Origin of the sequence: Paeniglutamicibacter sp. ZC-3 (assembly GCF_025847175.2) — a bacterium.
Classification (GTDB): domain Bacteria; phylum Actinomycetota; class Actinomycetes; order Actinomycetales; family Micrococcaceae; genus Paeniglutamicibacter; species Paeniglutamicibacter sulfureus.
In genome coordinates this window covers 69,517-95,825 of the sequence record NZ_JAOYTG010000009.1, presented here as the reverse complement: position 1 = coordinate 95,825, position 26,309 = coordinate 69,517, and the positions used below count along the sequence as shown (strand labels likewise).

General features: G+C 64.1%; 24 protein-coding genes and 2 tRNA genes. 9 read left to right on the top strand and 17 right to left on the bottom strand.

The genetic code is table 11. The features are described from left to right. Positions 1-35: 35 nt before the first annotated feature. Positions 36-1,904 carry a dihydroxy-acid dehydratase gene (gene ilvD / locus OIU93_RS11395; RefSeq protein WP_264270197.1) on the bottom strand — a complete coding sequence of 623 codons (1,869 nt, stop codon included), beginning with the start codon at positions 1,902-1,904 and terminating at the stop codon, positions 36-38. 78 nt (positions 1,905-1,982) lie between these two features. Here ilvD and OIU93_RS11390 point away from each other — a divergent pair, with 78 nt between their 5' ends. The 3 genes from OIU93_RS11390 to OIU93_RS11380 all read left to right on the top strand — a co-directional run bounded on the left by OIU93_RS11390 (position 1,983) and on the right by OIU93_RS11380 (position 4,835). Continuing rightward, on the top strand, positions 1,983-2,828 hold the full coding sequence (locus tag OIU93_RS11390) for a helix-turn-helix transcriptional regulator (RefSeq protein ID WP_264270196.1): 846 nt from the start codon (positions 1,983-1,985) through the stop codon (positions 2,826-2,828). Between the two features lie 86 nt (positions 2,829-2,914). Then, positions 2,915-4,315, top strand: coding sequence for a DUF1731 domain-containing protein (locus tag OIU93_RS11385; protein ID WP_264270195.1), 1,401 nt, complete (start codon positions 2,915-2,917; stop codon positions 4,313-4,315). Continuing rightward, a complete protein-coding gene (locus tag OIU93_RS11380) occupies positions 4,308-4,835 on the top strand; it encodes a methylated-DNA--[protein]-cysteine S-methyltransferase (protein ID WP_264270194.1) in 528 nt (175 codons plus the stop codon). The genes OIU93_RS11385 and OIU93_RS11380 overlap by 8 nt, the downstream gene beginning before the upstream one ends. Before the next feature lie 115 nt (positions 4,836-4,950). Here the strand turns inward: OIU93_RS11380 and OIU93_RS11375 are convergent, their stop codons facing one another. After that, complete coding sequence (locus OIU93_RS11375) at positions 4,951-6,039, bottom strand: SH3 domain-containing protein (protein WP_264270193.1); 1,089 nt, start codon at positions 6,037-6,039, stop codon at positions 4,951-4,953. A 431-nt stretch (positions 6,040-6,470) separates the two neighbouring features. On the opposite strand from OIU93_RS11375, the gene OIU93_RS11370 reads away from it, so the two are divergent. After that, positions 6,471-6,899, top strand: a complete 429-nt coding sequence (locus OIU93_RS11370; protein ID WP_264270192.1) for a hypothetical protein — start codon at positions 6,471-6,473, stop codon at positions 6,897-6,899. 52 nt (positions 6,900-6,951) lie between these two features. Here OIU93_RS11370 and OIU93_RS11365 read toward each other — a convergent pair. Then, positions 6,952-7,024, bottom strand: a tRNA-Ala gene (locus OIU93_RS11365). 388 nt (positions 7,025-7,412) lie between these two features. Between OIU93_RS11365 and OIU93_RS11360 the strand changes: the two genes are divergently transcribed. After that, complete coding sequence (locus OIU93_RS11360) at positions 7,413-8,027, top strand: TetR/AcrR family transcriptional regulator (protein ID WP_264270191.1); 615 nt, start codon at positions 7,413-7,415, stop codon at positions 8,025-8,027. A gap of 24 nt (positions 8,028-8,051) precedes the next feature. Here the strand turns inward: OIU93_RS11360 and OIU93_RS11355 are convergent, their stop codons facing one another. Both OIU93_RS11355 and OIU93_RS11350 read right to left on the bottom strand, forming a co-directional pair. Beyond that, the gene (locus tag OIU93_RS11355) at positions 8,052-9,185 is read right to left on the bottom strand and encodes an MFS transporter (protein ID WP_264270244.1); all 1,134 of its coding nucleotides are present in this window, start codon (positions 9,183-9,185) and stop codon (positions 8,052-8,054) included. Positions 9,186-9,492: 307 nt separating this feature from the next. Beyond that, on the bottom strand, positions 9,493-10,746 hold the full coding sequence (locus OIU93_RS11350; RefSeq protein ID WP_264270190.1) for an NAD(P)/FAD-dependent oxidoreductase: 1,254 nt from the start codon (positions 10,744-10,746) through the stop codon (positions 9,493-9,495). A 319-nt stretch (positions 10,747-11,065) separates the two neighbouring features. Between OIU93_RS11350 and OIU93_RS11345 the strand changes: the two genes are divergently transcribed. Next, positions 11,066-11,968, top strand: a complete 903-nt coding sequence (locus OIU93_RS11345) for an endonuclease/exonuclease/phosphatase family protein (RefSeq protein ID WP_264270189.1) — start codon at positions 11,066-11,068, stop codon at positions 11,966-11,968. 21 nt (positions 11,969-11,989) lie between these two features. Here the strand turns inward: OIU93_RS11345 and OIU93_RS11340 are convergent, their stop codons facing one another. Beyond that, on the bottom strand, positions 11,990-12,664 hold the full coding sequence (locus OIU93_RS11340; RefSeq protein ID WP_264270188.1) for an alpha-ketoglutarate-dependent dioxygenase AlkB: 675 nt from the start codon (positions 12,662-12,664) through the stop codon (positions 11,990-11,992). A gap of 72 nt (positions 12,665-12,736) precedes the next feature. After that, positions 12,737-13,891, bottom strand: a complete 1,155-nt coding sequence (locus OIU93_RS11335) for a N(5)-(carboxyethyl)ornithine synthase (RefSeq protein WP_264270187.1) — start codon at positions 13,889-13,891, stop codon at positions 12,737-12,739. Between the two features lie 426 nt (positions 13,892-14,317). Here OIU93_RS11335 and OIU93_RS11330 point away from each other — a divergent pair, with 426 nt between their 5' ends. Then, the gene (locus OIU93_RS11330) at positions 14,318-15,484 is read left to right on the top strand and encodes a DUF4232 domain-containing protein (protein WP_264270186.1); all 1,167 of its coding nucleotides are present in this window, start codon (positions 14,318-14,320) and stop codon (positions 15,482-15,484) included. 21 nt (positions 15,485-15,505) lie between these two features. On the opposite strand, the gene OIU93_RS11325 is transcribed toward OIU93_RS11330, so the two are convergent. Continuing rightward, positions 15,506-15,578: transfer RNA gene (locus OIU93_RS11325), tRNA-Ala, on the bottom strand. A 76-nt stretch (positions 15,579-15,654) separates the two neighbouring features. Further along, on the bottom strand, positions 15,655-15,867 hold the full coding sequence (locus OIU93_RS11320) for a helix-turn-helix domain-containing protein (protein ID WP_264270243.1): 213 nt from the start codon (positions 15,865-15,867) through the stop codon (positions 15,655-15,657). Between the two features lie 403 nt (positions 15,868-16,270). Here OIU93_RS11320 and OIU93_RS11315 point away from each other — a divergent pair, with 403 nt between their 5' ends. Together OIU93_RS11315 and OIU93_RS11310 are read left to right on the top strand one after the other, a co-directional pair. Next, entirely contained in the window at positions 16,271-16,747 is a 477-nt protein-coding gene (locus OIU93_RS11315; protein WP_264270185.1) for an Lrp/AsnC family transcriptional regulator, read from the top strand. Positions 16,748-16,841: 94 nt separating this feature from the next. Then, positions 16,842-17,237, top strand: a complete 396-nt coding sequence (locus OIU93_RS11310) for a RidA family protein (RefSeq protein ID WP_264270184.1) — start codon at positions 16,842-16,844, stop codon at positions 17,235-17,237. 214 nt (positions 17,238-17,451) lie between these two features. Here OIU93_RS11310 and OIU93_RS11305 read toward each other — a convergent pair whose 3' ends face one another. From OIU93_RS11305 to OIU93_RS11270, 8 genes are all read right to left on the bottom strand, one after another. Further along, positions 17,452-18,588 carry an acyl-CoA dehydrogenase family protein gene (locus OIU93_RS11305; RefSeq protein ID WP_264270183.1) on the bottom strand — a complete coding sequence of 379 codons (1,137 nt, stop codon included), beginning with the start codon at positions 18,586-18,588 and terminating at the stop codon, positions 17,452-17,454. A 75-nt stretch (positions 18,589-18,663) separates the two neighbouring features. Continuing rightward, the gene (locus tag OIU93_RS11300) at positions 18,664-19,596 is read right to left on the bottom strand and encodes a cytochrome b/b6 domain-containing protein (protein ID WP_264270182.1); all 933 of its coding nucleotides are present in this window, start codon (positions 19,594-19,596) and stop codon (positions 18,664-18,666) included. A gap of 45 nt (positions 19,597-19,641) precedes the next feature. Further along, positions 19,642-20,610 (bottom strand): electron transfer flavoprotein subunit alpha/FixB family protein, encoded by a 969-nt coding sequence (locus OIU93_RS11295; RefSeq protein ID WP_264270181.1) that lies wholly within the window; start codon positions 20,608-20,610, stop codon positions 19,642-19,644. 15 nt (positions 20,611-20,625) lie between these two features. Then, complete coding sequence (locus OIU93_RS11290; RefSeq protein WP_264270180.1) at positions 20,626-21,390, bottom strand: electron transfer flavoprotein subunit beta/FixA family protein; 765 nt, start codon at positions 21,388-21,390, stop codon at positions 20,626-20,628. 216 nt (positions 21,391-21,606) lie between these two features. After that, positions 21,607-22,137, bottom strand: a complete 531-nt coding sequence (gene idi, locus OIU93_RS11285) for an isopentenyl-diphosphate Delta-isomerase (protein WP_264270179.1) — start codon at positions 22,135-22,137, stop codon at positions 21,607-21,609. Between the two features lie 183 nt (positions 22,138-22,320). After that, complete coding sequence (locus OIU93_RS11280; RefSeq protein ID WP_264270178.1) at positions 22,321-23,847, bottom strand: APC family permease; 1,527 nt, start codon at positions 23,845-23,847, stop codon at positions 22,321-22,323. 78 nt (positions 23,848-23,925) lie between these two features. Continuing rightward, complete coding sequence (locus tag OIU93_RS11275; protein WP_264270177.1) at positions 23,926-24,804, bottom strand: universal stress protein; 879 nt, start codon at positions 24,802-24,804, stop codon at positions 23,926-23,928. A 4-nt stretch (positions 24,805-24,808) separates the two neighbouring features. After that, positions 24,809-26,302, bottom strand: a complete 1,494-nt coding sequence (locus OIU93_RS11270) for an NAD(P)/FAD-dependent oxidoreductase (protein ID WP_264270176.1) — start codon at positions 26,300-26,302, stop codon at positions 24,809-24,811. Between the last annotated feature and the right edge of the window lie 7 nt (positions 26,303-26,309).

Here is a 26,309-nt window from a genome sequence, read left to right as displayed (position 1 = left end):
GCTTGGGGTCCGGCCTCGCTTACCTGCTTGCGTGCCTAGGACAGGACTGCCTGCTTCTGCACGATTTGCGGCACGTGCCGCACCGCGCCCTTGTCCGCGGACTGCGCGAAGGCGGCATAGGCGCGCAACGCCGGGGAGACCACGCGGTCGCGGTCCCGCGGCTGGTAGCCGATGGTCGATTCCAGCACCGCGCGGCGCCGGGCGAGCTCGTCCTCGCTGACTTCCAGCGTGATGGAGCGGGCCGGGATGTCGATGGAGATGGTGTCCCCGTTCTCCACCAGCGCGATCGCGCCGCCCGCAGCGGCCTCTGGCGAGATGTGGCCGATCGACAGTCCTGAGGTTCCCCCGGAGAAGCGCCCGTCGGTGATCAGCGCGCACTTCGCGCCCAAGCCCAGTCCCTTGAGGAACGAGGTGGGGTAGAGCATTTCCTGCATGCCCGGTCCGCCGCGCGGACCCTCGTAGCGAATTACCACGACGTCGCCGGCGACGATCGTCTTGCTCAGGATCGCGGTCACGGCATCGTCCTGGGATTCGAAGACCACTGCAGGGCCGGAGAATTTGAAGATTGATTCGTCAACGCCGGCGGTCTTCACCACGGCCCCGTCCAGGGAGATGTTTCCGCGCAGCACGGCCAGGCCGCCCTCCACGGAGTGGGCGTGTTCCATCGAGTGGATGCAGCCGTTCTTGGCGTCAAGGTCCAGGGTGTCCCAGCGCTCGGACTGGGAGAACGCCTCGGCGGAGCGCACGCAGCCGGGGGCGGCATGGAAGAGCTCGATGGCTGTCTCGGTGGCCTTGCCGCCGCGGATGTCCCAGTCGTCCAGCCAGGAGCGCAGGTCCGGCCCGTGCACGGAGCGGACGTTGTGGTTGAGCATTCCGCCGCGGTCCAGTTCGCCCAGGATGGCGGGGATGCCGCCGGCGCGGTGGACGTCCTCGACCAGGTACTCGCCGTTGGGGGCGACCTTGGTCAGGCAGGGGGTGCGGCGGGAGATCGCATCGATGTCATCGAGGGTGAAGTCCAGCTCCGCCTCCTGCGCAGCGGCCAACAGGTGCAGGATCGTGTTGGAGGACCCTCCCATGGCGATGTCCATGGTCATGGCGTTCTCGAACGCGGGGCGCCCGGCGATGGCGCGCGGGAGCACGGACTCGTCGTCGTCGAAGTAGTAGGACTTCGTGATGTCCACGATGGCGCGGCCGGCGTCCTCGTACAGCTCCTTGCGGGCGGTGTGCGTGGCCAGCGTGGTGCCGTTGCCCGGCAGGGACAGGCCGAGCGCCTCGGTGAGGCAGTTCATCGAGTTGGCGGTGAACATTCCCGAGCAGGATCCGCAGGTGGGGCAGGCGGCTTCCTCGATGCTCAGCAGGTCCTCGTCCGAGACGGAGTCGTTGACTGCGTCGGCGATGGCGGAGATCAGGTTCAGGCGCTTGCGCACGGTGCCGTCCACCAGCACGGCGGTGCCGCCCTCCATCGGCCCGCCGCTGACAAACACGGTGGGGATGTTCAGCCGCATGGCGGCCATCATCATGCCGGGGGTGATCTTGTCGCAGTTGGAGATGCAGATCAGCGCGTCGGCGCAGTGCGCGTTGACCATGTACTCGACGGAGTCGGCGATCAGGTCGCGGCTGGGCAGCGAGTAGAGCATGCCGCCGTGGCCCATGGCGATCCCGTCGTCCACCGCGATGGTGTTGAACTCGCGCGGGATTCCGCCGGCCTCGATGATGGCGTCGGAGACGATGCGGCCCACCGGCTGCAGGTGGGTGTGGCCGGGGACGAATTCGGTAAAGCTGTTCGCCACGGCGATGATCGGCTTTCCGAAATCGGAGCCCTTGACGCCGGCGGCGCGGAGCAGGGCGCGGGCGCCGACCATGTTGCGGCCGTGGGTGACTGTTCGTGAACGTAATTCAGGCATTGGACCAGTCAACCAGCAACGCGGTTGCGGCGGAAGACGCTGCTAATACTAGTAGTGGGAGTGATAGATTTAGGTTCCATGAGTGATGGAAGAAGACAGGAACTGGGGCAGTTCCTGCGGGATCGGCGCGGCAACCTCGTTCGGGCGGAGCTGGGCCTGCCGCCGATCGGGCGCAACCGCATGCTGGGACTGCGCCGTGAGGAGATCGCCGCCTTCGCCGCGGTCAGCGTCACCTGGTACACCTGGCTGGAACAGGGCAGGGAAATCAATGCCTCCCGCCAGGTGCTTGAATCCATCACCCGGGTGCTCGCCCTGACTGCCGCCGAAACTTCCTATGTGCTGGCCCTGGGCGGATACACGGCCGTTCCCCCAACCGAGGTCAGCACCGTCGAGCAGGCACCCGAGCACCTGCAGCGGCTGCTCGAAACCTTCGATTTTCCGGCATTCGTGGTGGCCCCGGACTGGGGCATCGCCGGCTGGAACCGTGCCTACGAAGGTCTCTACGCGCGCATTGCCGCCGTGGACCCGGCGGAGCGCAATCTGCTCTGGCTGATCTTCACCGACCCGCACTTGCGCAAGATGCTGCCCGACTGGGAAGAAACCTCGCGGCATTTTGTGGCCGAGTTCCGTGCCGAGGCGGGCGCCCGACTCGGCTCCGCTGCCCACACGACCCTCATCAAGCGGCTCTCCGAAGCCAGCGGGCAGTTCGCCAAGCTCTGGGCCGACCGCGGCGTGGAGCGGTTTGCCTCCAGGCAACGCGTGTTCCTGCATCCGGTCGCCGGCGAGCTGGTCTTTGAGCAGCACCGGCTGGTGCCCTCGGACGCGCCGGAACTGCACCTGGTGATGTACGCGCCGGTGCCCGGAACGCCGACCAGGGATCGGCTGCAGATGCTCCTCGCGCCGACATCCGTCGAACCCGGCTGAACATGCCGCCGTCCGTCGGCCGATAGCCTTCCCGACAGGCACCACCGCAGTAGTGGCCGCACCGCAAGGGTGGCTAAGCTGGGACCATGGCATGGCAGCGCACGCAAACCCATTTCCTCGCACTTTCACCCGCGGCCCTGTGGGAGGTGCTGCGCGACCCGGCCCGGGTTCCCGAATGGCACCGGGCCATCGCGGGCCTGCGGCCACACGAGGTGCCGGCAACTGCCGGGACCTTGTTGGACCTGGTCCCCGCGGGCAAGCTCATCGGCAAGGTCCATTCGGCCACCGCACCTCCCGCCGTGGTTACCAGCGTCGGGGAGGGCACCTCCATCACTTGGCGCCAGCCCCAGCCCGGCGGCCACCTGATGGTGAACTGGTCCCTGCGCAAGGTCAAGGGCGGCACCGAACTCACCCAGCGTGTGTCGGTCTCCGGGGCCGCGTCAGCGGTTTTCGAACGGACGGCCGCCCGGCCCATCGCCTCAAACTTCGCCGAAAACTGTGCCCGCCTCTACACCCTTGCCGGCGGGAGGGCAACGCAACAATTGCGCGTCGTGATTGCCGGGGGCCACGGGTTCCTGGGCGCCCGCGCCGCGGCCGACCTTTTCTGCCGCGGCCACGAGGTCGTCATCCTCACCCGCAGTGTTCGTCCCGACAACCCGTACACCCAGATCCGCTGGGACGGGAAAACCCAGGGCCCGTGGTCCACCAGCCTGTACCGCGCGGGGCGCAACACCGCGGTGTTGAACCTGGCCGGGGAATTGGTGGACATGCCGCCCACCAAATCCAACGTTGCCCTGCTGCGCAACTCCCGCGTCGATTCCACCCTCGCCCTGGTGGACGCCTCGCGTGCGGCACCCGCCCCGCTGGCGGCATTCCTGCAATCGAGCACCACCGCGATCTTCGCCGACGCCGGGGAGCAACGGCTCACCGAGGAATCGGCGCTGCCCTCCCGCGCACTGGCCCTGCCGCAGATGACCGGGGTGGCCCGGCCCTGGGAAGAGGCAGTAGTCGGGGCCAACGCCGAACGGCTGAACATCCTGCGCACCTCCCTGGTCTTCGAGCAGGAAAGCCCGCTGGTCGACCGGTTGTCCCTGCTGGCCGGCGTCGGCCTGGGCGGCCCGGTTGCCGGCGGGGAACAATGGGTCAGTTGGATCCACCTGGCCGACTGGCTGCGCGTCATTCGCGCGGCCCTGGGGTTGGAGGAGAACCTCTCGCTGCCCGGCGGCGTCATCCATCTGGCGGCACCACACCCGGTGCGCAACCGGGAGATGATGGAGGCACTGCGGGCCAAGGTCGCACCGGGGCCACTGCGCAGGTTTGCGCTGCCGACCCCGCGCCCGGTCCTGGCAGCGGGCGCCGTGGTGTTGAACACCGACCCGGCGCTGGGCACCACAGGACGACACGTAACCTCCACCGTGCTCGCCGAGGCCGGGTTCGAGTTCGAGCACCCCGACTTCGAGACAGCGCTGGGGCAGATCCTTGACTAGCGGACGCGTGCTGCGCCATGGCCTGATGGACTCCCCCATTGGAGGACTGCGGATCGTGGCCTCCCGCCGCGGGATCACCGGCATCTACATGGAAAACCACGCCCACCCCCTGGACTCCGGGGTGTTGGGCGAGCGACTGGCCTCCGTGGCCGATGATCCGGGCATCGCCCTTTGCGCCGGCCAGTTGGCCGAATACTTTGCCGGGACCAGGACATCGTTCGAGGTGCCACTGGATGCGCAGGGAACCGAGTTCCAGCAGCGGGTCTGGGCGCGCCTTGCTCGGATCCCCTTCGGTGCCACCCGCAGCTATGGCCAGCTGGCCCTGGAACTGGGGGATGAAAAGCTGACACGCGCCGTGGGAACCGCCAATGGGCGCAACCCCATTGCGATCGTGGTCCCCTGCCACCGGGTCATCGGTGCCGATGGGTCAATGACCGGCTACGCCGGTGGGCTGGGCGCCAAGGAGTTCCTGCTGCGCCACGAAGGCATTCTGCCCGAGGCCGAGGCTACTCTTTTCTAGGGGCTCGTTCCCTCCCCTGCTTCAGGCCAGGCACCCGAAAATCTTCGCCGTGGTGCCTGGACCCGGGCACGGCCCCTGTGACCGAATACCTCGGCCGCCTCGCCGCGTTTAGGGTCTAGCAAGGCAGTGAGGCGGGCAGCCTCACCGGGGTCCGGGCAACCACACCGACGCCGTCGGACCCGTGGTAGGCGCGGCAGACCCCGACGCCGCGCTTGGCAAGATTTGCCTTGATTTGCCGTAGCGAATCAGGCGCGAATCCCTGCCACTGCATGTGCATCAGGACGGTGTCGCCGGGCCGGGCAGCAGAGGCGCGCGCCACAGTGATGGATTTGGATTTCACACTCCAGTCCAGGGTGTCGCGCGACCACGTCCAAATGGCCATGCCCACCCGATCGTAGGCGCACCTCACACTGGCATCAATGGCGCCAAATGGCGGGCGGCCAAAGTTGGTGCGCACCCCGGAGCCGCCGAGTTGGGCGGCAGCAGCCGCACAGCTCAGGCGTCGTAAGTCGGGGTGGCTCACCGAATGGTTGATGACCCATTGACCCTTGGCACGGGCCAAGGCAGCCAGATCCACCCCATAACGGGCCCTGAAGGATGAAAGGCAATTGCCGGTGGGGGCAATAACCAGACCCATGTTGTGGTCAGCGGCGTACTTGATGGTGGCCGTGAAGGAACCGAGCGTGCGCGGGCAGTCGTCGAAGGTCAAGACCACGCGAGAGGTGCGGTTCGGACCCGTGGATTGTGGAGCCCGGGGCGCCGAAGGCGACGAACCGGAACCCGTGCTGATAGTTACATAGGTGTTGCTGACCCAGCCCGTGCGTCCCGCGTAGCCGACTTTGTACCATCCGTTGGAGGCACGCGCCGACACCTTCAGGGTGGTGCCCCGTGGAATGGTCACCAGAACCGCATAGGCCGTGCTTGGTCCGGTGCGTAGGTTGAGCCCTGCCGTGGTCCGCACCGTGGCAGGCAGTCGGCCAGGAGCTGGTGCTGCGGAGCGCACAATGCTCACGTATTTGTTACTGATCCAACCCGTCCGTCCCGCGTAGCCGACCTTGTACCAACCGTTGGCTGCCCGTGCTGTCACCTTGACGGTGGTGCCCTTGGGAATAGTCACAAGTCTCCTATGGGCGGTACTCGACCCCGTTCGCAGGTTGAGGTTGGCCGTGGTCTTGACCTTGGACGGCAAAGCCGTTGCCACCATGACCGAAGTCGAAGCTGCGCCCTCGACCTGAATCGTGCCTCGGACTGCGGGCGTTTGGCGCGCTTCGGCTGCCAACGTCGGTGCCGACGAAATGACCAGTCCCACGGCCACGAAGATTCCGCACGCACTTCGAACAAGATTGTTTTTTCCCCAATGCCACAGCATCCCAATGATCTCTCTGATTTTGCTTCCCCAAGAAGGCTCTTGGGGAAAGTATGGGGCTGCATGTTTGCCGCGGCAACTGTTGTGCCAACTCGTTCCCAAATCGTTCAGATAACCCTGAAAACATCCGCCAAAGGTAACGTCTTGGTCCTGTGCGCGAACCAGGTATCCCAGCCAATTTTCGGGATTCAGGAATAGCGTGAAGAAGAGGAATGATCTGCGGGTTTCCCGCCTGTGGAAGGCATTCGTCGCAGGAATGAGGGATTCCCATGGATCGCGTGGCAATCGTTTACTATCAACGTGATGCTCTGGCCAAGTTGCGTGCCGCTGAACTGGCCGAGAAGCTCCACTCCCGCGAAATACGAAGCGAAATCCTCAAGGTCACCAGCTCCTCCGCACATGAGCTCATCTACTTTGACGGAGTGGTCCTGGTAGGTCCGCTGCATTTCTCACGCATGCATGGACTGGCGCTGGTCAACGCCGTGTTCGGATTCCGGCCCGTGGCGCTGCTGCTGACCGGAATGGGAGATACCGATCGCATTCTTCGCCTGTTGCCCAGGAATATGCGTGGTGAAGTACCGGTCTTTACCGTCGGGGATGACGACAACCCGCATACAGGGCTCGAACCGTTGGTAACTTGGCTGCGCGCGATGATGGGCTTTTCGGGGTACCGCGCGGTCGGCTGGGCCCCCTCATAGGCAGGCAACGCAAAAGGCCCCAAACGCAATGTTTGAGGCCTTTTGTCTTTCGTGGAGGTAAGGGGATTCGAACCCCTGACCTTCTGCATGCCATGCAGACGCGCTACCAACTGCGCCATACCCCCGAAAAGGATCAGTTCAAGGCTTTCTCGAAAGGCTGCCGAACCGAGATAACAATCTACAGCACGATGTGCCCCATGCGCCAATCGAGCGTGGAGCACCGGCGCCGTTCCCCCTGAAAACGTCGCCATCAGGCGCCCCATAGGCGCGAAAGCATGCGGAAAAACAACGACAGCCCATCCGAACATGACATCGATCACAGGCATCGATCACAGGCATCGAGAGCGATCTTGGCACAACATGTCGACCAGTCCTCACGCGGCGGGGAGCATCCACCGCCCCCGAGGGCCGATGAGAGGATTTGACCGCGTCGTTGCAGGTCAGGATAGGTACCCAATACCAGTGCATGACAGGTTAGTAAGAGATGGCCCAAAATCTCGCTACTCTATCAACATGGCAATTCGTGGTTCATACGCAAAGGGCATCGCTAAACGCGCCGAGATTCTAGATGTCGCGCTGGAGGTGTTCGCCGTCGAGGGCTACCGGGGAACATCGCTACGCAAGGTCGCAAGCCTTTGCGACCTGTCCCTGGCCGGTGTGATGCACTACTTCGACTCCAAGGAAGACTTGCTCGTCCAGATACTGCGCGAGCGCGACGCCCGCAATGAAATCAGCGGAACCATTGCCGAACAAGAGGGTCGCTTCGAGGATATCTTGGGGCAGGGTCCCAACGAGCCGGGGCTGATTGCCCTGTATGTCACCATGGCGGCAGCTGCCGCGGATCCCGCACATCCCGCAGCTGCGTATTTCCAGGAACGAAATGCCCGCCTGCTGAAGTTGTCCGAAGATTCTTACTATGCCGACAAGCCCAAGCCATCGGCCGAGGAACTCGAGTACTTCCACGCCATGACCCGGATGGTCTTGGCCACGGCCGATGGACTGCAACAACAGTGGCTGGTGGACCGCAGCGTCGACGTCGTAGGCACCATGAAGCTGTTGATGGAACAGTCCCACGAGGCAACGGAGCGCAAGCTCGCGACATTTCGTGCCGCAACCGGCGAAGCATAGCGTGAGGCAATAACAGCGAACCGGTTAGCTTGCCGCCGACGAAAGTCGCTTGGCACGCCATCCCGTGGCCAAGGCCAGCAACAGGCCGATCAAGGCGAGGCCGGCACCCAGGAATGAAGGGGCGCGGTATCCCAATCCCGCGGTGATGACGGCGGCGCCCAGCGCCGCACCAAGCGCGTTGGCAACGTTCAGTGCCGAGTGGTTCAGTGAGGCGGCCAGTGATTGGGCGTGTGGTGCGGAGTCCATGAGCAATGCCTGGAGCGCAGGAATCAACAGCGATCCGGTTCCGCCCAGGATGAAGACGAGGATCAGTGCCGGCACCGCATGGGTGGATACCAGGCCGAACACGGTCATGAACACGACCATGGCGGTTGTTGCCACATAGATGGCTCCCAGTACGGACCAGTCGGCCAGTCGTCCGCCGATCAGCGAACCGACCACCATGCCGACCCCATAAAGGCCCAACACCAGCGGGACGGCCGTGATCGGCAGCCCCGTGACATCGGTGAGGATCGGGCTGATGTAGGAATAGACAGCAAAGAATCCGCCAAAGCCGACGATGCCGGTCAACATGGCCATCCAGACCTGTCCACTGCGCAGTGCCGAGAGTTCCCTGCGGATACTGGCGCCTTGGTGTGCCGGGGAAAACGGCACGAACATGCGAATGGCGACCCACGTCAAGGCACCGACGAGACCGACGACTGCGAACATCCAGCGCCAGCCCAGATTCTGCCCCAGGAAGGTCACCACCGGTACGCCGATCACGTTGGCGACCGCGAGACCCATCATCACCCACGCGATGGCGCGACCCCGCATCGATGCGGGCACCAACGTGCCGGCCAGGATGGCTGCGATGCCGAAGTAGGCCCCATGCGGGAGACCGGCAAGGAACCGGGAAACGAGCATCCATTCGTAGTTCGCGGCAAAGAGCGAGCCGAGGTTGGCGAGGGTGAAGAACGCCATGAGCCACAGGACCATGGTCTTGCGGGCGACACGGGCGCCCAATGCGGTCAGAATCGGGGCGCCGACAACAACACCCAATGCGTAGGCGGAGATCAGCAGACCCATCTGGGCGTTGCTGACGCCTAGGTCCGCTGCACCTTCCTGAAGCAGGCCCATGATGGTGAATTCCGTGGTGCCGATCCCGAACCCGCCCATGGCAAGCGCCACGACCGCCAGGAACAGTTGCCGTCCGGACAATTGGGTGCTGTTGCTCGACCGGCTGTTGCCCAGGGCAGTTACGTCGGAATTCACGGGTACCTTTTCAATGGTTCAGCGGAGGGTAGGCGGCAGTGCGCGGTGCATCTGGCCTCGTCGCCGCCTCCTCAAGCCTACGTCGCCACAGGCGCTGACAGGGATGTTCGTGAGCATGCCCACGGCCACGACCGTTTCAGCGGATACTCGACCCCCTCACGACGTCAGGGACCTCCCGCCGCTTGCCGACCCAAAGACCGCTGACTTGGTGCTACAGCGTCATCAGGTCGTTGTCTGTGTCTTGGAGGGTGGCGACGGGGATGTTCTTCCCGATCATCGTGCGAAGGTGGTCGTTGACATCCCAGATGTTCACGTTCATGGCGGCGGTGATCACGCCCTTGCGCAGCCAGAAGATGATGAACTCCCCCGAGGTCATGTCACCGCGCACGACGGCTTCGTCATCGGCTCCGCGGTCGCCGACGTATTCCATGCCCAGATCGAACTGGTCGGTAAAGAAGTACGGCAGCCAATCGTAGGATTCGTCGCGTCCGAGGATGGTGGCTGCCGCAAGTTTGCCCTGGCGGATGGCGTTGTCCCAGTGTTCGACCCGGATGGCTCGACCCAGGGCGGTGTTGCGGGCCTCGGCAATGTCGCCGATGGCCAGGATGTCCGGGTTGCTGCTGCGCAGGTGCTCATCGACCACGACCCCGGTACCGATCTCGAGTCCGGCGGCCACGGCAAGTTCGTTGTTCGGCACCGCGCCGATGGCCAGAAGCACGAAGTCGGCGCGGATGTCACCGGTCGGGGTCTGCACGGCCAATCCCTTATCGGGGTCCAAGGCGATCCCGCTGACGGCGGTCCCGAATCGGCATTGGACGCCGTTGGAGACATGGAGCTGTGCCACATGGGAACCGAATTCGGAGCCCATCGCCGTAGCAAGGGGAACTGGATCCGGAGTAATGACGGTGACCTCCACTCCGGCGGCGCGCGCCGAGGCTGCGACCTCCATGCCGATCCATCCTGCGCCAATGATGACCAGATTCTTGCCGGACACCAGATGCTCCTTGAGCCGTTTGGCGTCTTCAAGCGACCGGAGCGTGTACACGCCGGGCAGGTCCCACCCCTCCATGTTGGCGTTGCGACCACCTAACCGGGAACGGCAACCTGTGGCGATCACGAGGTTTTCATAAGCCACGGATACGGGGCCGCCCAACTCGACCTTCTTGGCGGAAACGTCAATGGATTCGGCGGTGACGCCCAGGCGGAGATCCACGTCAGCCTCTACGTACCAGTCGGCGGTGAAGGGCGGCAGCTCCTGCGCGGGTTTTCTGCCTTGGAGGTATTCCTTGGACAGCGGAGGCCGCTCATAGGGAACTTCGTTCTCGGAGGCGATGAGTGTAATCGGCTTGGTGTAGCCGCCCTCGCGCAATGCATGGACACAGTGCGCTGCGGCAAGACCGCCACCAATCACCACGGTCCCCAGCTCACCTTGCGTCGTCGATCCAGCCATTGCCGCTTCACTCATGGTGTTCGTCTCCTGTCAGAATGGTGCCACCCAGCAAGACCCGCCAGGTCCGGAAAATCAGAGTAGCCATTAGGATTTCTAGTTTTAGAATCTCACCTTGAGCCCTCGTAGTCGAGAGGTCGGTAGCCAGCCCGCACTTTGCCCGGATCCAATCCGGGTGCACCCAGGAAATCCTTGGCCGAATCACAGCCCCGGTCCACGCTTCCATCAGGCCAATGTGCGACCCTTGGTAGCGATGTCTGATTATTCTGCCCGGTCCCGCGCTGTGAAAAGTACGCAACGCCGGCGATCGCGTGCCCATCGGTTCCTGCGTTTTCTGGTGATTATTGGCGCCCTGGCAAGTGCCACGCTAATGGCGTTCCACGCCCGGGTTCCCGATTTCCTGGGCTTGGGTCTGCTCCTTGACAACGCCGCACCATGGATGGGCCTGGCGGTACCGGCGTTGCTCCTGCTCGCCGTGGCGTCCCGTAGCCGGACCTCCTTGGTCGTGCTCCTGATTCCGGTTTTTACTTGGCTTGTCATCTTTGGCCCAGCGATTGTTCCGCTGTCATGGTCCGCTCCCCGGACGGGTGCCGCCACATTGACGCTCAGTAGTCAGAACATCAAGGCAGGCACCGGGGGTGCCGCGCAATCGGCTCTCGAACTCGCCGAGGACGGAAGCGACGTCATTGCCTTGCAGGAACTCGATGCCGGCAGCGCCCAGCGCGTCAGCACCGCCCTGGAGGATGTCTATCCACACCACTTCGTGGTGGGCACCGTGGGAGTGTGGAGCAAGTACCCACTCACGAACTCCCAACCACTCGAATTGGGCCTGGGCTGGAAGCGCGCCCTCTCAACACAGGTCGATGCAGCCTCCGGGAGCCTTCGGCTGTACGTCATCCATGCCGCCTCGGCCCGTCCCAACGACCACGTCGACCGCGACGAAATGCTGAGGCAGTTGGCAGCCGTGGTTCAGGCCGATCCCGAGGAAAACATGATGGCCGTGGGTGACTTCAATGCAACTAGCACCGACCGCGCCTTCAAGAAGATTTCCTCGATTCTCGACGAGCCCAATCAGGATGACGGGCTCCTTGGCTTCACGTGGCCACGCTCGCCCTTCCCCATGATGCGACTTGACCATGTCCTGGTCCGCGGCTTGGAAGTCACCTCGAACACCAATGTCGAAGCCGGGCCCAGCGACCATCTGGCCGTTCAAACGGTCGTGAATCTACCCGGGCAATAAATACGGACCGGGCCGGCCGCACTAGCCGTCCGGCAAGCCCGTGACCCGCATGGTGATGTTGATGCGTCCCGTTTCAAGCCCGCAGTCGGCCGGCGCCGTGCCGGGCAGGATCTTGGTGACCCCGTGGTAGGCAAGGCGGGCCGGCCCCCCGAACACGAACAGGTCTCCCGAAGCCAGCAGGATGTCCTCGTAGGGTTTGTTCCGGCTCCGCGTATTTCCGAACCGAAATTGGCAGGAGTCACCGATGGAGATTGAGACCACCGGTGCGACCGACCGTTCGTCGCGGTCCTGGTGCATGCCCATCCTGGATTCGGCCCCGTAATAGTTCACGAGCGCAGTGTCCGGGGTGTACTGCTCGGCCGCTGCAGCATCCCGGGTCGCAGCGAAGATCGCCTTGCGGCCAAGCCGGACCATCCAGTCAGGAAAATCCAGCACCCTATTGCCGTTGACATCAATGGCCTCGCGCGAATACGCATAGGGACGCCAGTGCCAACCCAGGCAGACGGTCTGCACCGACATTTCATGGGCGCCGATTTTTGCCGCACGCGGCGGCACGGGCCCCCGCCCCCATTCGTGGAACCGTGCTACCAGCCAGCGCTGCTCCTCCGGGCTCAACCAATCGGGAATCCAATAAGCGCCGGGAGCAAGCTCCCGCCTGGGTCGGTCCAGAAAACTCTCGGAGAAGAGGGTACCCATGTCATCGCCTCCTGGTGCCACGGCTGCCGGGCGGTTACCGCTGCTTCCGCATTCCCGAACCTGTCCCGGGAATCAGTTCTTTGCCATCATATGCGGGTATTCCGCAGACCTGTTTTGGAACTCCAGGATGGCCGGGTTCTGGATAACGCCGTCACGAATCTCGATGGCCCGAGCAATCGTTTCGTTTTCTTTCCAGGCCGTCGGTCCGTCCATTACCGAATTTAGGAACGGCAACAGGCCTTCGCTTATTTCCCAGCTTGCGGAATTCCACAAATAGGAGGGGCTGTGATCAACCGAGTAGTAGTTGATATTCCGGCCAACGGTGAACATCGGCTGGGCGAAGGTCGTGGGCTTGGCCCATTCAAAACCCATTCCCTCGTCACACGAAACATCGATAATCAGGCTGCCCGGATAAAACGCCGCAAGGTCCTTGGTCTGCAGATACATCAATGGGGCGTTCGGGTCCTGCAGCGTGCAGTTCACCACGATGTCGCTTTCGGCCAGGAACGGCGCCAGCGGCAATCGTCCCTCGTCAGTGATGACTTCGCTCAGATTCGGTCCGCCGTCTTGGTCGAACTGCACCATTTGGACCGAGTGGATGGGTGAAGCGACCGCGGCTACAGACCGACTCGTCAGGACGCGCACATCGTGGACGCCATGGGCCCGCAGGGCGGTGACCGCTCCACGGGCGGTGGCGCCAAACCCAATGACGGTTGCCGATAGCCTGCGCCCATAGTCACCCGTCATGCCGCAGAGCTGCAGGGCATGGATGACCGACGAGTAGCCCGCCAACTCATTGTTCTTGTGGAACACGTGAAGTCCGAAGCTGCCGTCCGTGCCCCAGTGGTTCATGGCCTCGAAGGCAATCACGTTCAGTTTCTTGTCGATGGCCAGCTGCGTCAGCGCAGTGTCCTGGACACAGTGCGGCCAGCCCCACAGCGTCTGCCCCTCATGCATTTCCATCAGATCCGAGACCTGGGGCTTGGGCAAAAGTACGATGTCGCTGCCGGCGATGGTTTCCTGGCGGGTGGCAAATCTTCCGACGAAAGGTGCGAGTTCTTCGTCGTCCATGCCGCAAGCCGCCCCGTATCCGGCTTCAACCGTGAGGAGGTTCTTGAAACGCGGGTCAATCCGTTCAAAATGTGATGGGTGGATCGGCAAACGCTTCTCGTCCACCTTGTTCGAAGTACCAATGACACCCAGTGTAAGTTCGTTCTTAAAGCCCATGCGTCTTGTTCTCTTCCTATGTGGAGCAGCCCAAAATGGACCGCCCCATAGGGCTTACGGTACACGGGTCGTCCTAACCTTGCCTCCGAAAAAGTCTTGGCGCCTCGCCCCGAAGCCTCCGGGACATTGGGCGTCGTCGCGATCGAAAGGAGGGCAATTCCCACGGCCGACATGGCCGTGAGCGGACTGCCGGCATCCTGCCGTCGGTGCTCCGGCACGTCCCTGCGTGACTCGCGATGGCGTGTGGCCATATCCGGCGGCATGAAGTCCGTCTGCGCCAGTTGAGGTCAAAGATGATGGGCTCCGTCTGCCCGAATGTCTCGCAAGTATCCTTCGGCGGATCGGAAGTTCATTGGTGACAGATCCACACCAGTCAGCGTCGAGGGGTCATTCGAACCGCGAGTCGGCTCCGATAGGCTCAGTGGCATGGGACAACACGAAAAAACAACGATCGGCACGGCATGGATCGTCGGCGGGGCGGGGATCGGCTGGCTGGTCAGCGGAGCGCTCAGCGGCTTGATGCTCGCCCATCAAATCCGCCTGCCGACCCAGTTCACCCGCATGTTGTTTCCCGAGACAATTTCAATGCGAACCTGGCAATTGGCCCAGCCGTGGCCGATCCTGCTTTCCCTTTTTTCTGTCCTGGCAGTGATGGCGTTGACGCTCCTGCTGCTGCGGGGAGCCGGCATGCGGGCTGGTCGGCCACCTCTCGGATTCCTTGCCACGTGGATGTCCATCGTTCTTGCGGGCTTCGCCACGGCGACCTTGTCCTCCCTTGGCTACGCCGTTGCCTCTTGGCCTCCGGCGCGCTTGGCCTGGTTGTTGGACGGTATCCAGCCCGCTTTGCTGGCGGCAGGTTATTGGGGAATCGTCTGGGGCTGGCTGCCGGCTTTGGCGGGAATCCTCGCCATGAAATCCGAGAAACGGCTCGCGGGCCCGAAGTCCGTGCGGCGACCTGTCGATGGCATGCCGTTGCTGATCGCAGGGCTCCTCGCGGTGATACTGGTCGTCACGATCCCCGCCGCGTACACCTACACCGAAGAAACCGTGACCCCGCAGGCTGCACCGCCGCCGCCGGCCACTCCCTCACCGACACCATACGGCTGGCCGGACCGGTCGGACGCCTTCCAGCCTGCCAAGGACAACTGGTGCGCGGGCGAAGAAGTGTCAATCTCTTGGCACGAACCCGAGGGTGCGACGGGACACCGGGGCATGGGCTTTGACCTGACGAATACCGGGACCAGGCCTTGCGTCTTGGAGTCCTACCCCGACATCGCCTTCAACAATGCCGAAGGGTGGGCCATAGAGGTGTTGGTGGTCCATGGCGGATCCTTCATGACTGACGACCCCGGGGTCTCGATCATCACCCTGCCGCCCGGCAAGAGCGCACGGGCATATCTTGGCTGGAACGCGATGGCGGCAGCCGGCGATGTGCGCACCGGAACCATGCTGGTTGCACCGTATTCAGGAACGTTGCGCCACAGTTCGCAGGTGGACCTGGACATCATTGACGGCGGTGCCGTATCGGTCACGGCTTGGGAGCCCGTCCTGGAACCAGCCGGTTCAAACAAAAGCACCCGGCCAAAACCTTAAGGTTCCGGCGGGTGCCATGTGTGGAGCATAGCGGAATCGAACCGCTGACCTCTTCGATGCGAACGAAGCGCTCTACCAACTGAGCTAATGCCCCGCGTTGCAGCCTGGACCCGCAACATTTTTAGCCTAAACCCGTCTTGGCCCACGTGCAAAATCGTCGGTCGGCCACATCACGCTTCGTCGTTGCCTTCTGCGGTTCCGGTCTCTATGGATTCCCGCGCCGTCGTGTACTGGCGCTGGATGTACGCTTCGAGCTCACTGCGCTCCACGCGCCACACTCCGCGTCCGCCAATCTTGATTGCCGGAAGGTCCCCGCTGCGCACCAAAGACCGCACCTGCGGCAGGTTTACATTCAACTCGTCGGCGACATCTTCTAGACGCATGAACCTCATGTATTGAAGGCTACATGCTCCCGCAACCAGCAAAACGTCACCCGACACAATTGTGGATAACTTCGGCGCTTTTCGGGTCAACGAAGCGGCGGTATCCCGACAAAAAACAAGAGTGGTCCGCGATGACTCCACGTTGTTGGAATCTTTGCGGACCACTCTTACGTTTCGACCTGAGACCTTGTGGGCCAACCTGTAGCGCGGCCTGGATCCGGTCCCGCTACGGGGGTCTGCCTACCGTAGCTTGTGACCTTGGTTGAGCTTCTAACAACTACTAAAGCAACAACCGGGCATACCGTGCAACACAGTTGGGAATCACTGATCATTTTGACTAACATGGAGCGGTAGCTACCGAACAACTTGGTCAGTCTGACCGAACCTAGGCGAAGGAGCCGGAATGACGCCGGAATCGTACCAACTGGATGATACGGATAGGCGCATTCTCTTGGCCCTGGATGAGGATCCCAGGGTTCCCACGATGATGCTCGCACAGAGATTGGGTTTGGCGCGCGGCACCGTACAGACGCGCATGGAACGGCTTGCAAGCTCCGGGGCGTTGCGCCCGAACTCCAGCCGCGTGAAGCCGGCTTCAGTTGGTCGCGGAGTTTCCGCCGTCGTCAGCGCGGAGCTGGACCAATCGCACCTTGAAGAAGCCATCGCGGCGTTGAGCCTGATTCCCGAGGTCCTTGAATGCGTCGCCCCGGCAGGCGACACCGACCTGCTGATCCGCGCAGTTGCCAAGGACCCGGATGACCTCTACCGCGTCAGCGAGGAAATCCGCCTCTGTCCGGGAATCACCAGGACCTCGACGTCCATGATCCTGCGCGATGTGATCCCGTACCGCACCACGGCGCTTCTCAACCACCTGCGCTAGACCCGCGCTGGGGTCCCGGTGACTGCCAGCTCGATGCCCTAGTCTTTTCTGGGTGGCACCTTGCTGCCCACACCACATCGAACAGAGGAGCATCATGGGCGCTGCGGGCCTTACAAATATCGACGTTGCAGGCATGACCACCGAGGCAAGTCCCTTCCCGAGCGCGACCCGCGCAGGCGATCTGGTCTTTGTTTCAGGGATGGTCTCCAAGGACGAAAACAAGGTTTTGGTCGGCAAGGGCGACATCTACGCACAGACGGTGCAGACACTCAAGAACCTGCAGACCGTCCTGGCGGCCTACGATCTGGGACTCGACGCCGTCGCCACCACGACGGTCTACATCAACGACGCAGCCATGGCCGGCGAATACAACCGCGCATGGGTTGACACCTTCGGCGGCCACCGTCCCTCACGTGCCACCATCGTGGCGCCGCTGCTGGCACCCGAACTTCTGGTTGAGGTCCAAGCCACTGCCTGGGCAGGGAAGTAACCGCACTGATTTTTCGGCGGGCCGGGTCCCAAGGAACTCGTTGCCGGGCACGGCTCGCCGAATCACGTGCAATATCGACCGCTGGTTCGGTCCGGCCTGCCCCGTTCGGGGGGGGAACCCCATCGCAGCTTCGGCCCCCGCCAAGACGGTCAAAATCAAGCTGAGGGCCACTGCGGGCATGCGGCAGCGGGCGGCTCCCGTCCGCGACGCGGGGTTAGCGCTCCACGGCCATTCGCCCGATGACCATGCGCATGATCTCGTTGCTGCCCTCCAGGATCTGGTGCACCCGCAGGTCGCGGACAATCTTCTCGATCCCATACTCGGAGAGGTAGCCATAGCCGCCGTGCAGTTGCAGTGCGGTGTTGGCAACCTTGAATCCGGCGTCGGTGGCCACCCGCTTGGCCATGGCGCACAAGCGCACGGTGTCGTCCGTCCCGCGATCCAGGGCATCCGCAGCCCGCCAAATCATGGTCCGCGCCGTTTCCAGCTCGGTCTCCATGTCCGCGATTTCGAAGAGCAGCGCCTGCTGTGCGATCAGCGGCTTGCCAAAGGCCTCGCGCTCTTTCAGGTAGGCAACGGACTTGTCCATGGCCGCCTGGCCGCCGCCGACCGAGCACGCTCCGATGTTCACCCGTCCACCGTTGAGGCCCTTCATGGCGATCCCGAAACCGGTGCCCTCATCGCCCAGGCGGTTGCCCACCGGGATCCTCACGTTTTCCATGACCACCTGGCGGGTGGGCTGGGCGTTCCAGCCCATCTTCGCCTCCAGCGCCCCGAAGGAGAGACCCGGGGTTCCGTCCGGGACAATGAACGCGGTGATTCCGGCGCTTCCGGTGTCGGCGGTCCGGGCCATCACCAGGTACACGCCCGAGGATCCGGCGCCGGAGATGAATTGCTTGGTCCCATTGAGCACGTAGGAGTCGCCGTCGAGCACGGCCCTGGTGGCCAGCGCCCCGGCGTCGGAGCCTGCTCCGGGCTCGGTGAGGCAATAGCTGCCCAACATCTCCATGGTGCATAGCTGCGGCACCCAGGCCGCTCGCTGCTCGTCGTTGCCGAAGCGATCGATCATCCACGCCACCATGTTGTGGATGGAAATGTAGGCGGAAATGGTCGGATCGGCCTTGGCCAGCTCCTCGAAGATCAGGGCTGCGTCCAGTCGGCTCATTCCCGAGCCCCCGAATTCCTCGCGCACGTAGATCCCGCCCATGCCCAGGGCCCCGGCCTCGGCCAGGACGTCGACGGGGAAATGGTGGTCCCTGTCCCAGGCCGCTGCATGCGGGGCAAGCTGCTCGCTGGCGAAGTCGCCCACCATCTCGACGATTGCCTTCTGGTCTTCGGTGAGTTCAAACATGCTCGGCTCCTGGGTCTGTGCGGTGGGCGGAGGTCAGGTTCACTTCGGTGGGTGGGGGCGAACCGGGGGGTTCGGCTACTTGCCGACCTTTCCGGTCAACGAGGCGATCGGGCGCAGGAAGACCGGCTGGGCCAGGAACCAGACGCCCACGATCACCACGATGGACACGGCGAAGATGATGAGCCCGGTGAACCCGGCCGAATCGTTGGCCGCGTACATGTGGTTCAGGTTGCGCAATGCCCCGGTGGCCAGCACCAGCGCCACGTGCACCACGGTGAAGGCAACGAAGTAGATCATGACCGGGAAGTGCAGCGCCCGGGCGAGTTCCATGGGGTAGGCCTTGTTGAGCGCAACCGCCTTCTTGGGCCAGGCCCCGGACATCCGCAGGCCGGTGAGGATCGCCAGCGGGGCCGCGATGAAGACGGTCACGAAGTAGGTCAGCACCTGCAGGGCGTTGTAGTTCACCCAGCCGTGCTCGGTCGGCCAGTTCAGCGAGAGGTACTGGAGCCCGGCGGAGAGCGCGTTGGGGATGATGTCCCAACTGGTGGGTACGATGCGCGCCCACTGGCCCGTGGCAAAGAGCACGATGACGAAGATGATGCCGTTGAGCACCCACAGGGCATCGAGGGTGAGGTGGAACCACAGGTCCAGGCTGATGCGGGCGGGAGCGCCCTTGGTGCGGATCAGACCCTTGTTGTTGCGCACCCAGTGCGCGGCCGGCCGGGTCACGGTGCGCACCTGCCAGCCGGTGCGCACGATCAGCACCAGGAAGAAGACGTTCAGGAAGTGCTGCCATCCCAGCCACGCGGGGAACCCGACCGGCGTGCCCGCGGGAAGCTCTGAATGCCCGGTGTAGGTGGCCATCCAGGTCTTGACGCTCTCAAGGGTGACCAGCCAGCGGGCAATGAAGACGGCGATGACCAGCAGGACGATCAGCGATCCCGCGATGATGCCTGCGCGCACCCACTTGTTGGCTGCCTGTTTCCTGGGGGTGGACCGTGCGGTCATCTCATGTTCCTCGTGTTCGTGGTTGGTAGGTGCGTTCGGGGTGGCTCAGGAGCGGGACTTGAGCAGTTCGACCACCTGCGGAACCACCGTGAACACATCCCCAACGATACCCAAATCGGCGATCTCGAAAATCGGGGCATCCTCGTCACGGTTGATGGCCACGATGGTCTTGGCCGTCTGCATGCCGGCGCGATGCTGGATGGCCCCTGAGATGCCCAGGGCCAAATACAGCTGCGGGGACACGCTCACCCCTGTCTGCCCGACTTGGGCCCTCTGGGCAATGAATCCGGCGTCAACGGCTGCGCGGGAGGCTCCGACCGCTCCGCCGAGGGCATCTGCCAGCTGCTCGACCAGCACGAAGTTCTCGGCCGAACCCAGTCCGCGGCCGCCGGAGACCACGGTGGCAGCCCCGCGAAGTTCCGGCCGGGAAGATTCTTCCGGTGCATCGGCGCGCGAGGTGATGGTGGCGGTACGCGCGGTGCCCGGCTCGAGCCGGACGACGTTGACCTCGGCCGTGGCAGGCGCTGCCTGTTCGTCGATGGCGCCCGAGCGCAGGGTGATGATGGGCAGGGCACCGGGCACGGTGGCGTGTACGGAGTAGCTGCCGCCAAAAACGGAATGTTCGGTGACGATCCCGGAATCGGAGGTGGCCGCGTTCACGACATCGGCCAGAAGTCCCCCGCCGGTGCGCACAGCCAAGCGGGCTGCAGCCTCGCGGCCATCGACCGATGCGGCGAGGAGCACGGCCTCCGGTGCATGGGCGGCCACTGCGTCGGCAAGCGCATCGACAAGGGGGGTGAGCAAGGTGGTGTCCGCGTCGGCCATTTCCACGGCGTGGATTTTCGCGGCGCCGAGCTCGCCGAGCCTGGCCACGGTTTCCGGCGGCAGTGTGGTCGCGGAAACGGTGACGGCGACGGGAGTGCCGAGCCGGGCGGCGACCGCCAGCAGGCCACGCGTCGATGCGGTGGCGTGTCCGGTGTGGGTGAGTTCGATGAGGGCAAGGATGCTTGGCATGGAAGGGGACCTTTGCTAGATCAGGCGCCGGGCGGCGAGGAAGTCGACAAGTTCGGCGGCGGCGTTCCCGTCGTCGACAATCTTGCGGCCGGCGGTGCGCGGTGGCCGCTGCGCAACATCCAGCATGGTGCTGCGCACCTGGGCGGAGACCGCGAGATCGGCGGCGGAGATGGTTGCCAGCGGCTTGCGTTTGGCGCCCATGATGCCCTTGAAGTTGGGGAAGCGGGCTTCCTCGAATCGTTCGGTGACGGTGAGGACTGCGGGGTAGGACGCGGTGACTTCCTGCGTGCCGACCTCGGAGAGCCGCACCCCGGCGACGGCGTCGCCTCCGATTTCCGCTGACACCAGGGAGCCCAACAGCGGCAGGCCCAGGTGTTCGGCGATCATTGCCGGGATCATTCCGGCCCGTCCGTCGGTGGACTCGTTTCCGGCGATGACCAGGTCCGCGCCGGTGTCGCGCAGTGCCGCAGCCAGCGTCGCGGCGGTGAGGACCATGTCGGCTCCCGCCAGCGAATCATCCAGGATGTGGATGCCGGAATCGGCTCCCATCGACAATGCCTTGCGGATGGACTTGGCGGCGTCGGCGGGGCCCATGGTGGCGACCACGACCTCGGTGGACTTGTCTCGGTCCTTGACCGTGAGGGCCAGTTCGAGGGCTCTTTCGGTGATTTCGTCAATGACCGGGTCGGTGCCTTCGCGGTCGACCCTTCCGGTGTCCGGGGACAACCTGCGTTCCTCCGCTGTGTCCGGAACCTGCTTGATCAAAACCACGATCTTCATCCGAGTTCTCCTTGTGATGCTGGGCTCTGCATTCATTCGCGAGACTACTAGGAACCTTCAAAATTTACTAGGTCTTCCTACTAAATTGTGGCCGGAATACGCCCGTACGAAATCCGGCTTTTGGCAGCGTGCCGTGCCCGTCCCAAGACCTCCGGCAATGGCGAAGCCTCCCTCCCCCGTGTTCCGGGCAAGGGAGGCTTCGGCCCGCAAGCCGTCCTACGGCAGGGGATCGTCCAGCGAACCCTGGGCGATTTGTTCGAGCAGCCACGGGGAGAAGGCGAAGGGCGTTGCCTTGGCCGCGGCCAACAGGTCGGCGGGGGCGACCCACGCGTATTCGGCAACCTCGTCCGGATTGGGCTCGAGGTCCCCGGCTATCCGGGCCGCAAAAACCGGGCAAACCTCGTTTTCCACAATGCCCGAGGCATCAACGGCCCGGTAGGCAAAGTCCGGGAGCAGCGGTCGGATCCCGCCGATGGCGGCGCCCAGTTCCTGCCCGGCACGGCGCACCATGGCATCCTCAAAGGATTCGTCGGCACCGGGATGCCCGCAAAACGAATTGGTCCACACTCCCGGCCAGGTCTTCTTGCCCAGGGCGCGCCGGGTCATCAGGATCCGCCCCTCCCCGTCATAGAGGTAGCAGGAAAACGCCAGGTGCAACGGGGTGTTCGCGGTGTGCACGCTCGCCTTGGGCTCGGTGCCGATGCGGGTGCCATCGGCTGCCAACAGCACCACAAGTTCCTCGCTCATGACTCTCTTTCATCAAAGAATGGGTTCGGCGCGGGAGACTTCCCTGCCGCCACCCTCAATTCTCCCATGCCGGTGGAGATCGGGTGCGGGGATTGTTTGGGGGCTTAACGCGGGAAGCTGCCCGCCGGCGACGTGAAGCCGCGATCCGGCAGGCAGCCGTCTTGCCTTGTCCCGGGTTCCGGGTTACCTCAGGCGCTTGAGCGTTTCCCCCTTGAAGAATCCCGGGCTGCGCACGCGCATCCAGAACATGATGGCCACGCCCAGCAGCAGCACGCCCACTCCCAGGATGAACACCATGCCCAGGCCGCCGATGTTGGAACCCGAACCGTAGTCCGGGTCCATCGAGTCGCGCGCGGTGCTCACGAACATCACCAGCAGGATCACCCCGCCCAACAGCGGGGCCAGGAACCTGAAGAAGAAGTTGCGCGCCGAGTCGAAGGCCTCGCGGCGGAAGTACCAGACGCAGGCGAGCGCGGTGACGCCGTAGTAGAAGCAAATCATCAGGCCCAGGGCGGTGATGGTGTCCCACAGCGCGTTTTCACTGAGCAGGCGGGTGATGACGTAGAAGCCGGCGGCGGCCGCGCCGGCGGTGACGGTCGCCACCGACGGGGACATGAAGCGCGGGGAAATCTTGCCGAAGGTTTCCGGCAGTGCCTTGTAGTAGCCCATGGCCAGCAGGGTGCGGGCCGGGGACACCAGGGTCGATTGAAGGGAAGCGGCCGAGGAGGAAAGGATGGCCAGGGACATCAGGATCGCAAACGGTCCCATGACGGGTCCGGCCAGGACGGCGAAGATCGATTCCTGGTTCTCCGGGTTGCCGGCGCCGAGCCCGGTCTCGCCGATACCCGCATAGGCGATGACCGCAAGGGAGATGACCATGTAGATGCCCATGATGACAAGCACCGTTATCGTCGCGGCGCGGCCCGGCACCTTGGCGGGGTTCTTGGTCTCCTCGTTCATGGTGAGGGTGACGTCCCAGCCCCAGAAGATGAAGATCGACAGGGAGATGCCGGCGGCGAAGGCCCCGAAGGATTCCACCGCCAGGGGGTTGAACCAGTCCAGTGAGATGGGTGTCGGGTCGAAGGCCGTGCCGTTTTTCACGTGGCCGAAGGCGGCGATCGCGAACCAGGCCAACACGATGAGCTGGAAGGCGACCAGCCAGTACTGGAAGGCCTTGGTGGTCTGCATGCCGCGATAGGAAATCCAGCACGCGGCGGCGATGAACACCAGGGTCGTGGGGATGTTGACCCACAGGTTCGTCGTCAGCTCGGCGATGGCGTCGTTGCCGGTGAGCTGGGCGAGAAGGATGTAGAAGAAGTCAACCGCGACGGCCGCCAGGTTGGAGAGCACGATGATGGTGGCGGCGACCAGGCCCCAGCCACCCATCCAGCCGATCCAGGGTCCGAACGCGCGGGTCGCCCAGGTGAACGAGGTGCCCGAGTCGGGCATGGCGCTGTTGAGCTCGCGGTATCCCAGGGCCACCAGGAGCATGGGCAGGCATCCTGCGATGAAGATGGCCGGGAGCTGGGTGCCCACCTCGGCGACCGTGGGCCCCAGTGCCGCGGTCAACGTGTAGGCGGGGGCAATGGACGAAATCCCGATGACCACGGCGCCGAGCACCCCGACGGTGCCCTTTGACAGTCCCTTGTTGCCCAGGCCCGATGCGGCATCCTGCGCGGGACGGGTTTCGGTCGTTGTTTCACGACTCATGATTGGTTTCCTTCATCCTGGCGGTGCGGCACGTGACCCCGAAAGGGAACGCGCCGCACCATCATGCGGTGATTGGTGCTAGGACCGTGCCGGCCCCGTTTGGTAGTTCTTGGGAACCACCACCAGCGGAACCGGCAGGGTCCGCAACATGCGTTGGGCAGTGGAGCCTAGGAAGAGCCGGCGCTTGCGCGCCAGCCGGCTCGAACCGACGACGGCAATTTCCCCGTCTTCCCATCCCAATTCGGCAATGGCATCGTCGATGCCGGTGCCGGAGGCAATGGAGATCTCGGCTGCGACACCCAGTTCGGCCACGACCTCGGCGACGTTTGCCCGGGCCCGGGAGATGGATTCGTCCAGGTCCGCGGCGCGGGTGTCGTTGTCGTCCTGGGCCACGAGGGACACGACCCGAAGCTGCAGGTCCTGCTGGTGCGCGGCGGCGGCGGCAGCCTGCACCACCCCCTTGGCCCCGGGGCGGGTGCCCACCAGGGCGGTGACCCGGCGAAGTTGGCCGTTGGCCCTCTCCAGCGAAGCAACGGCCTCGGGGGACCCCATGGCCACCGGGATCGGCGCGGCGTGCAGCAGCGCGCTGGCCACCGATCCCGGGGCAAAGAACCCTGCCATGTGGCGCTTGCGGCCGCCCAGCACGATGGCCCGTGCGCCGGTCTCCGTGGCCAAGGCAATCAGGCCCTGGGCCGGGGAGCCCACCGCCCGGGCAATCACTCGGGCGCTGATGCCCGGAGGGACCAGGGCGAGCGCTTCCTTTGCCCACAGGTCGACCTTCTCGGCCAGGATGGAGCAATACCCGTGGTCGCCGCCCGGGTAGACCGCGGAGAACGGAGTGCTTTCGGGCAGGACGATGGCAAGGTCAAGGTGGGCGGCGGGCCCGCCCAGCGCGGCGGCCAGGGCAATCGCCTCGGCGCCCCGGGCATCGGCGGTGTATCCAACAAGCAGGCGCATGGTGCTAGGCGTCCAACGCCGCGAGGGTGCCGAACTTGGAGACGACACCGTCGTAGTCCATATCGTGCTCCGTGCCGTCCACCGCGGCGACGATGCGCGCGGCAGTTCGCCGCCCCATGCGCACCGCGCCGTCGACGTGCTGGTAGCCCTCGCCAGCCAAATCCGAGGAGGAGAAGTAGATCGGGCCGACGTTCTTGTTCTGGTCCGGTCCAAAGCGGAACAGGCCGCCCAGGTCGTAGCTGGTGGCGTATGCCCCGCGGGTCCATTCCTCGGCAGCGAAGTCGGAAAGGTAGAACACTTCCGGATCCAGCGCCTTGTCCCCCAGGAACCCGGCGATGCCCTTGAGAATGGCTTCCTTGCGCGCGGCCTCGTCCAGTGCAAACATGGCGTCGGCCTGGGTGTCGGAGATGAACCCGACCAGGGTTCCGGTGGATTCCCCGTGGTAGGTGTTGTCGTAAACCTCCTGCACGATTGCTGACGGGCCGAAGCAGGTGCCCGAGAGCCCCTCCTCGCGCCAAAACGGAGTCTCATACACGGCATGGACCTTGATGACCAGGCCCATGGACTGGTGCTGGTGGGTCACGTGCTGGCGGCGCGGCAGCGGCGGGTTGTAGGAAATGCGCGAGTACAGGTTCGGCGGAACGGCAACGATGACCTTCTTGGCGTTGACGCTCACATCAGCGCCGTGGGCGGTCACGCCCGCATCGGACCAGTCCAGCTTGAGCACCGGGTTGTTCAGGAAGACGTCTTCGCCCAGCCGTTCGGCAAGGGCGATCGAGACGCCCTGCATGGTGCCGACGATGCGGCGGTCGAGGATGAAGTCTTCGTCGACGAGGTTGGAGAAGGATCCGGCGGAGGAGGACATCAGCAACGCCTGCAGCGCGGAGAAGGTGTGGGCGGGCTTGGTGAGCATGCCGCCGGCGATGAACAGCCCGACGTTGTTGCAGGCGACCTCGTCGCCGGAAATGTTGCGCAGCCAGTGGTGGAAGGAGATCTTGTCGAGCTCCTCGGCCTGCGGGTGTTCCCACGGGGCGTCCGGGTTGACCTCGGTGGTGAGGCGGTCCATTTCGGCAATGAGCCTGTTCATCTCGGCCACGGTGGACTCGCCCACCGGAAAGTCTTCCCCTGAATAGACGGTGCGGGTGCCGTCTTCGGCCAGGTAGACGGAGGCGCCTTCCTTGTGGCGTTCGAAGGTCTCGATGCCCAGTTCCTCGATCAGCGAGTACAGGCCAGTCTGGTCCGGGGAGATCCACTGGCCGCCGATCTCGATGGTGGCACCGTCCATGTCCTGGGTCCAGGTGCGGCCGCCGACGCGGTCGCGTGCCTCAAGCACTGCGACGGTCTTGCCGGCCTTGCGCAGTTCGTAGGCTGCGGTCAGGCCCGAGGGACCCGCTCCGATGATGACGACGTCGCGATCCAGGGTTGTCATGGGCTTCCACTTCTTTCGGTTTTTAAATGAATGGCATTCATTTACTAGACTGGTTCCATGGTAGGCCATAAAGTGC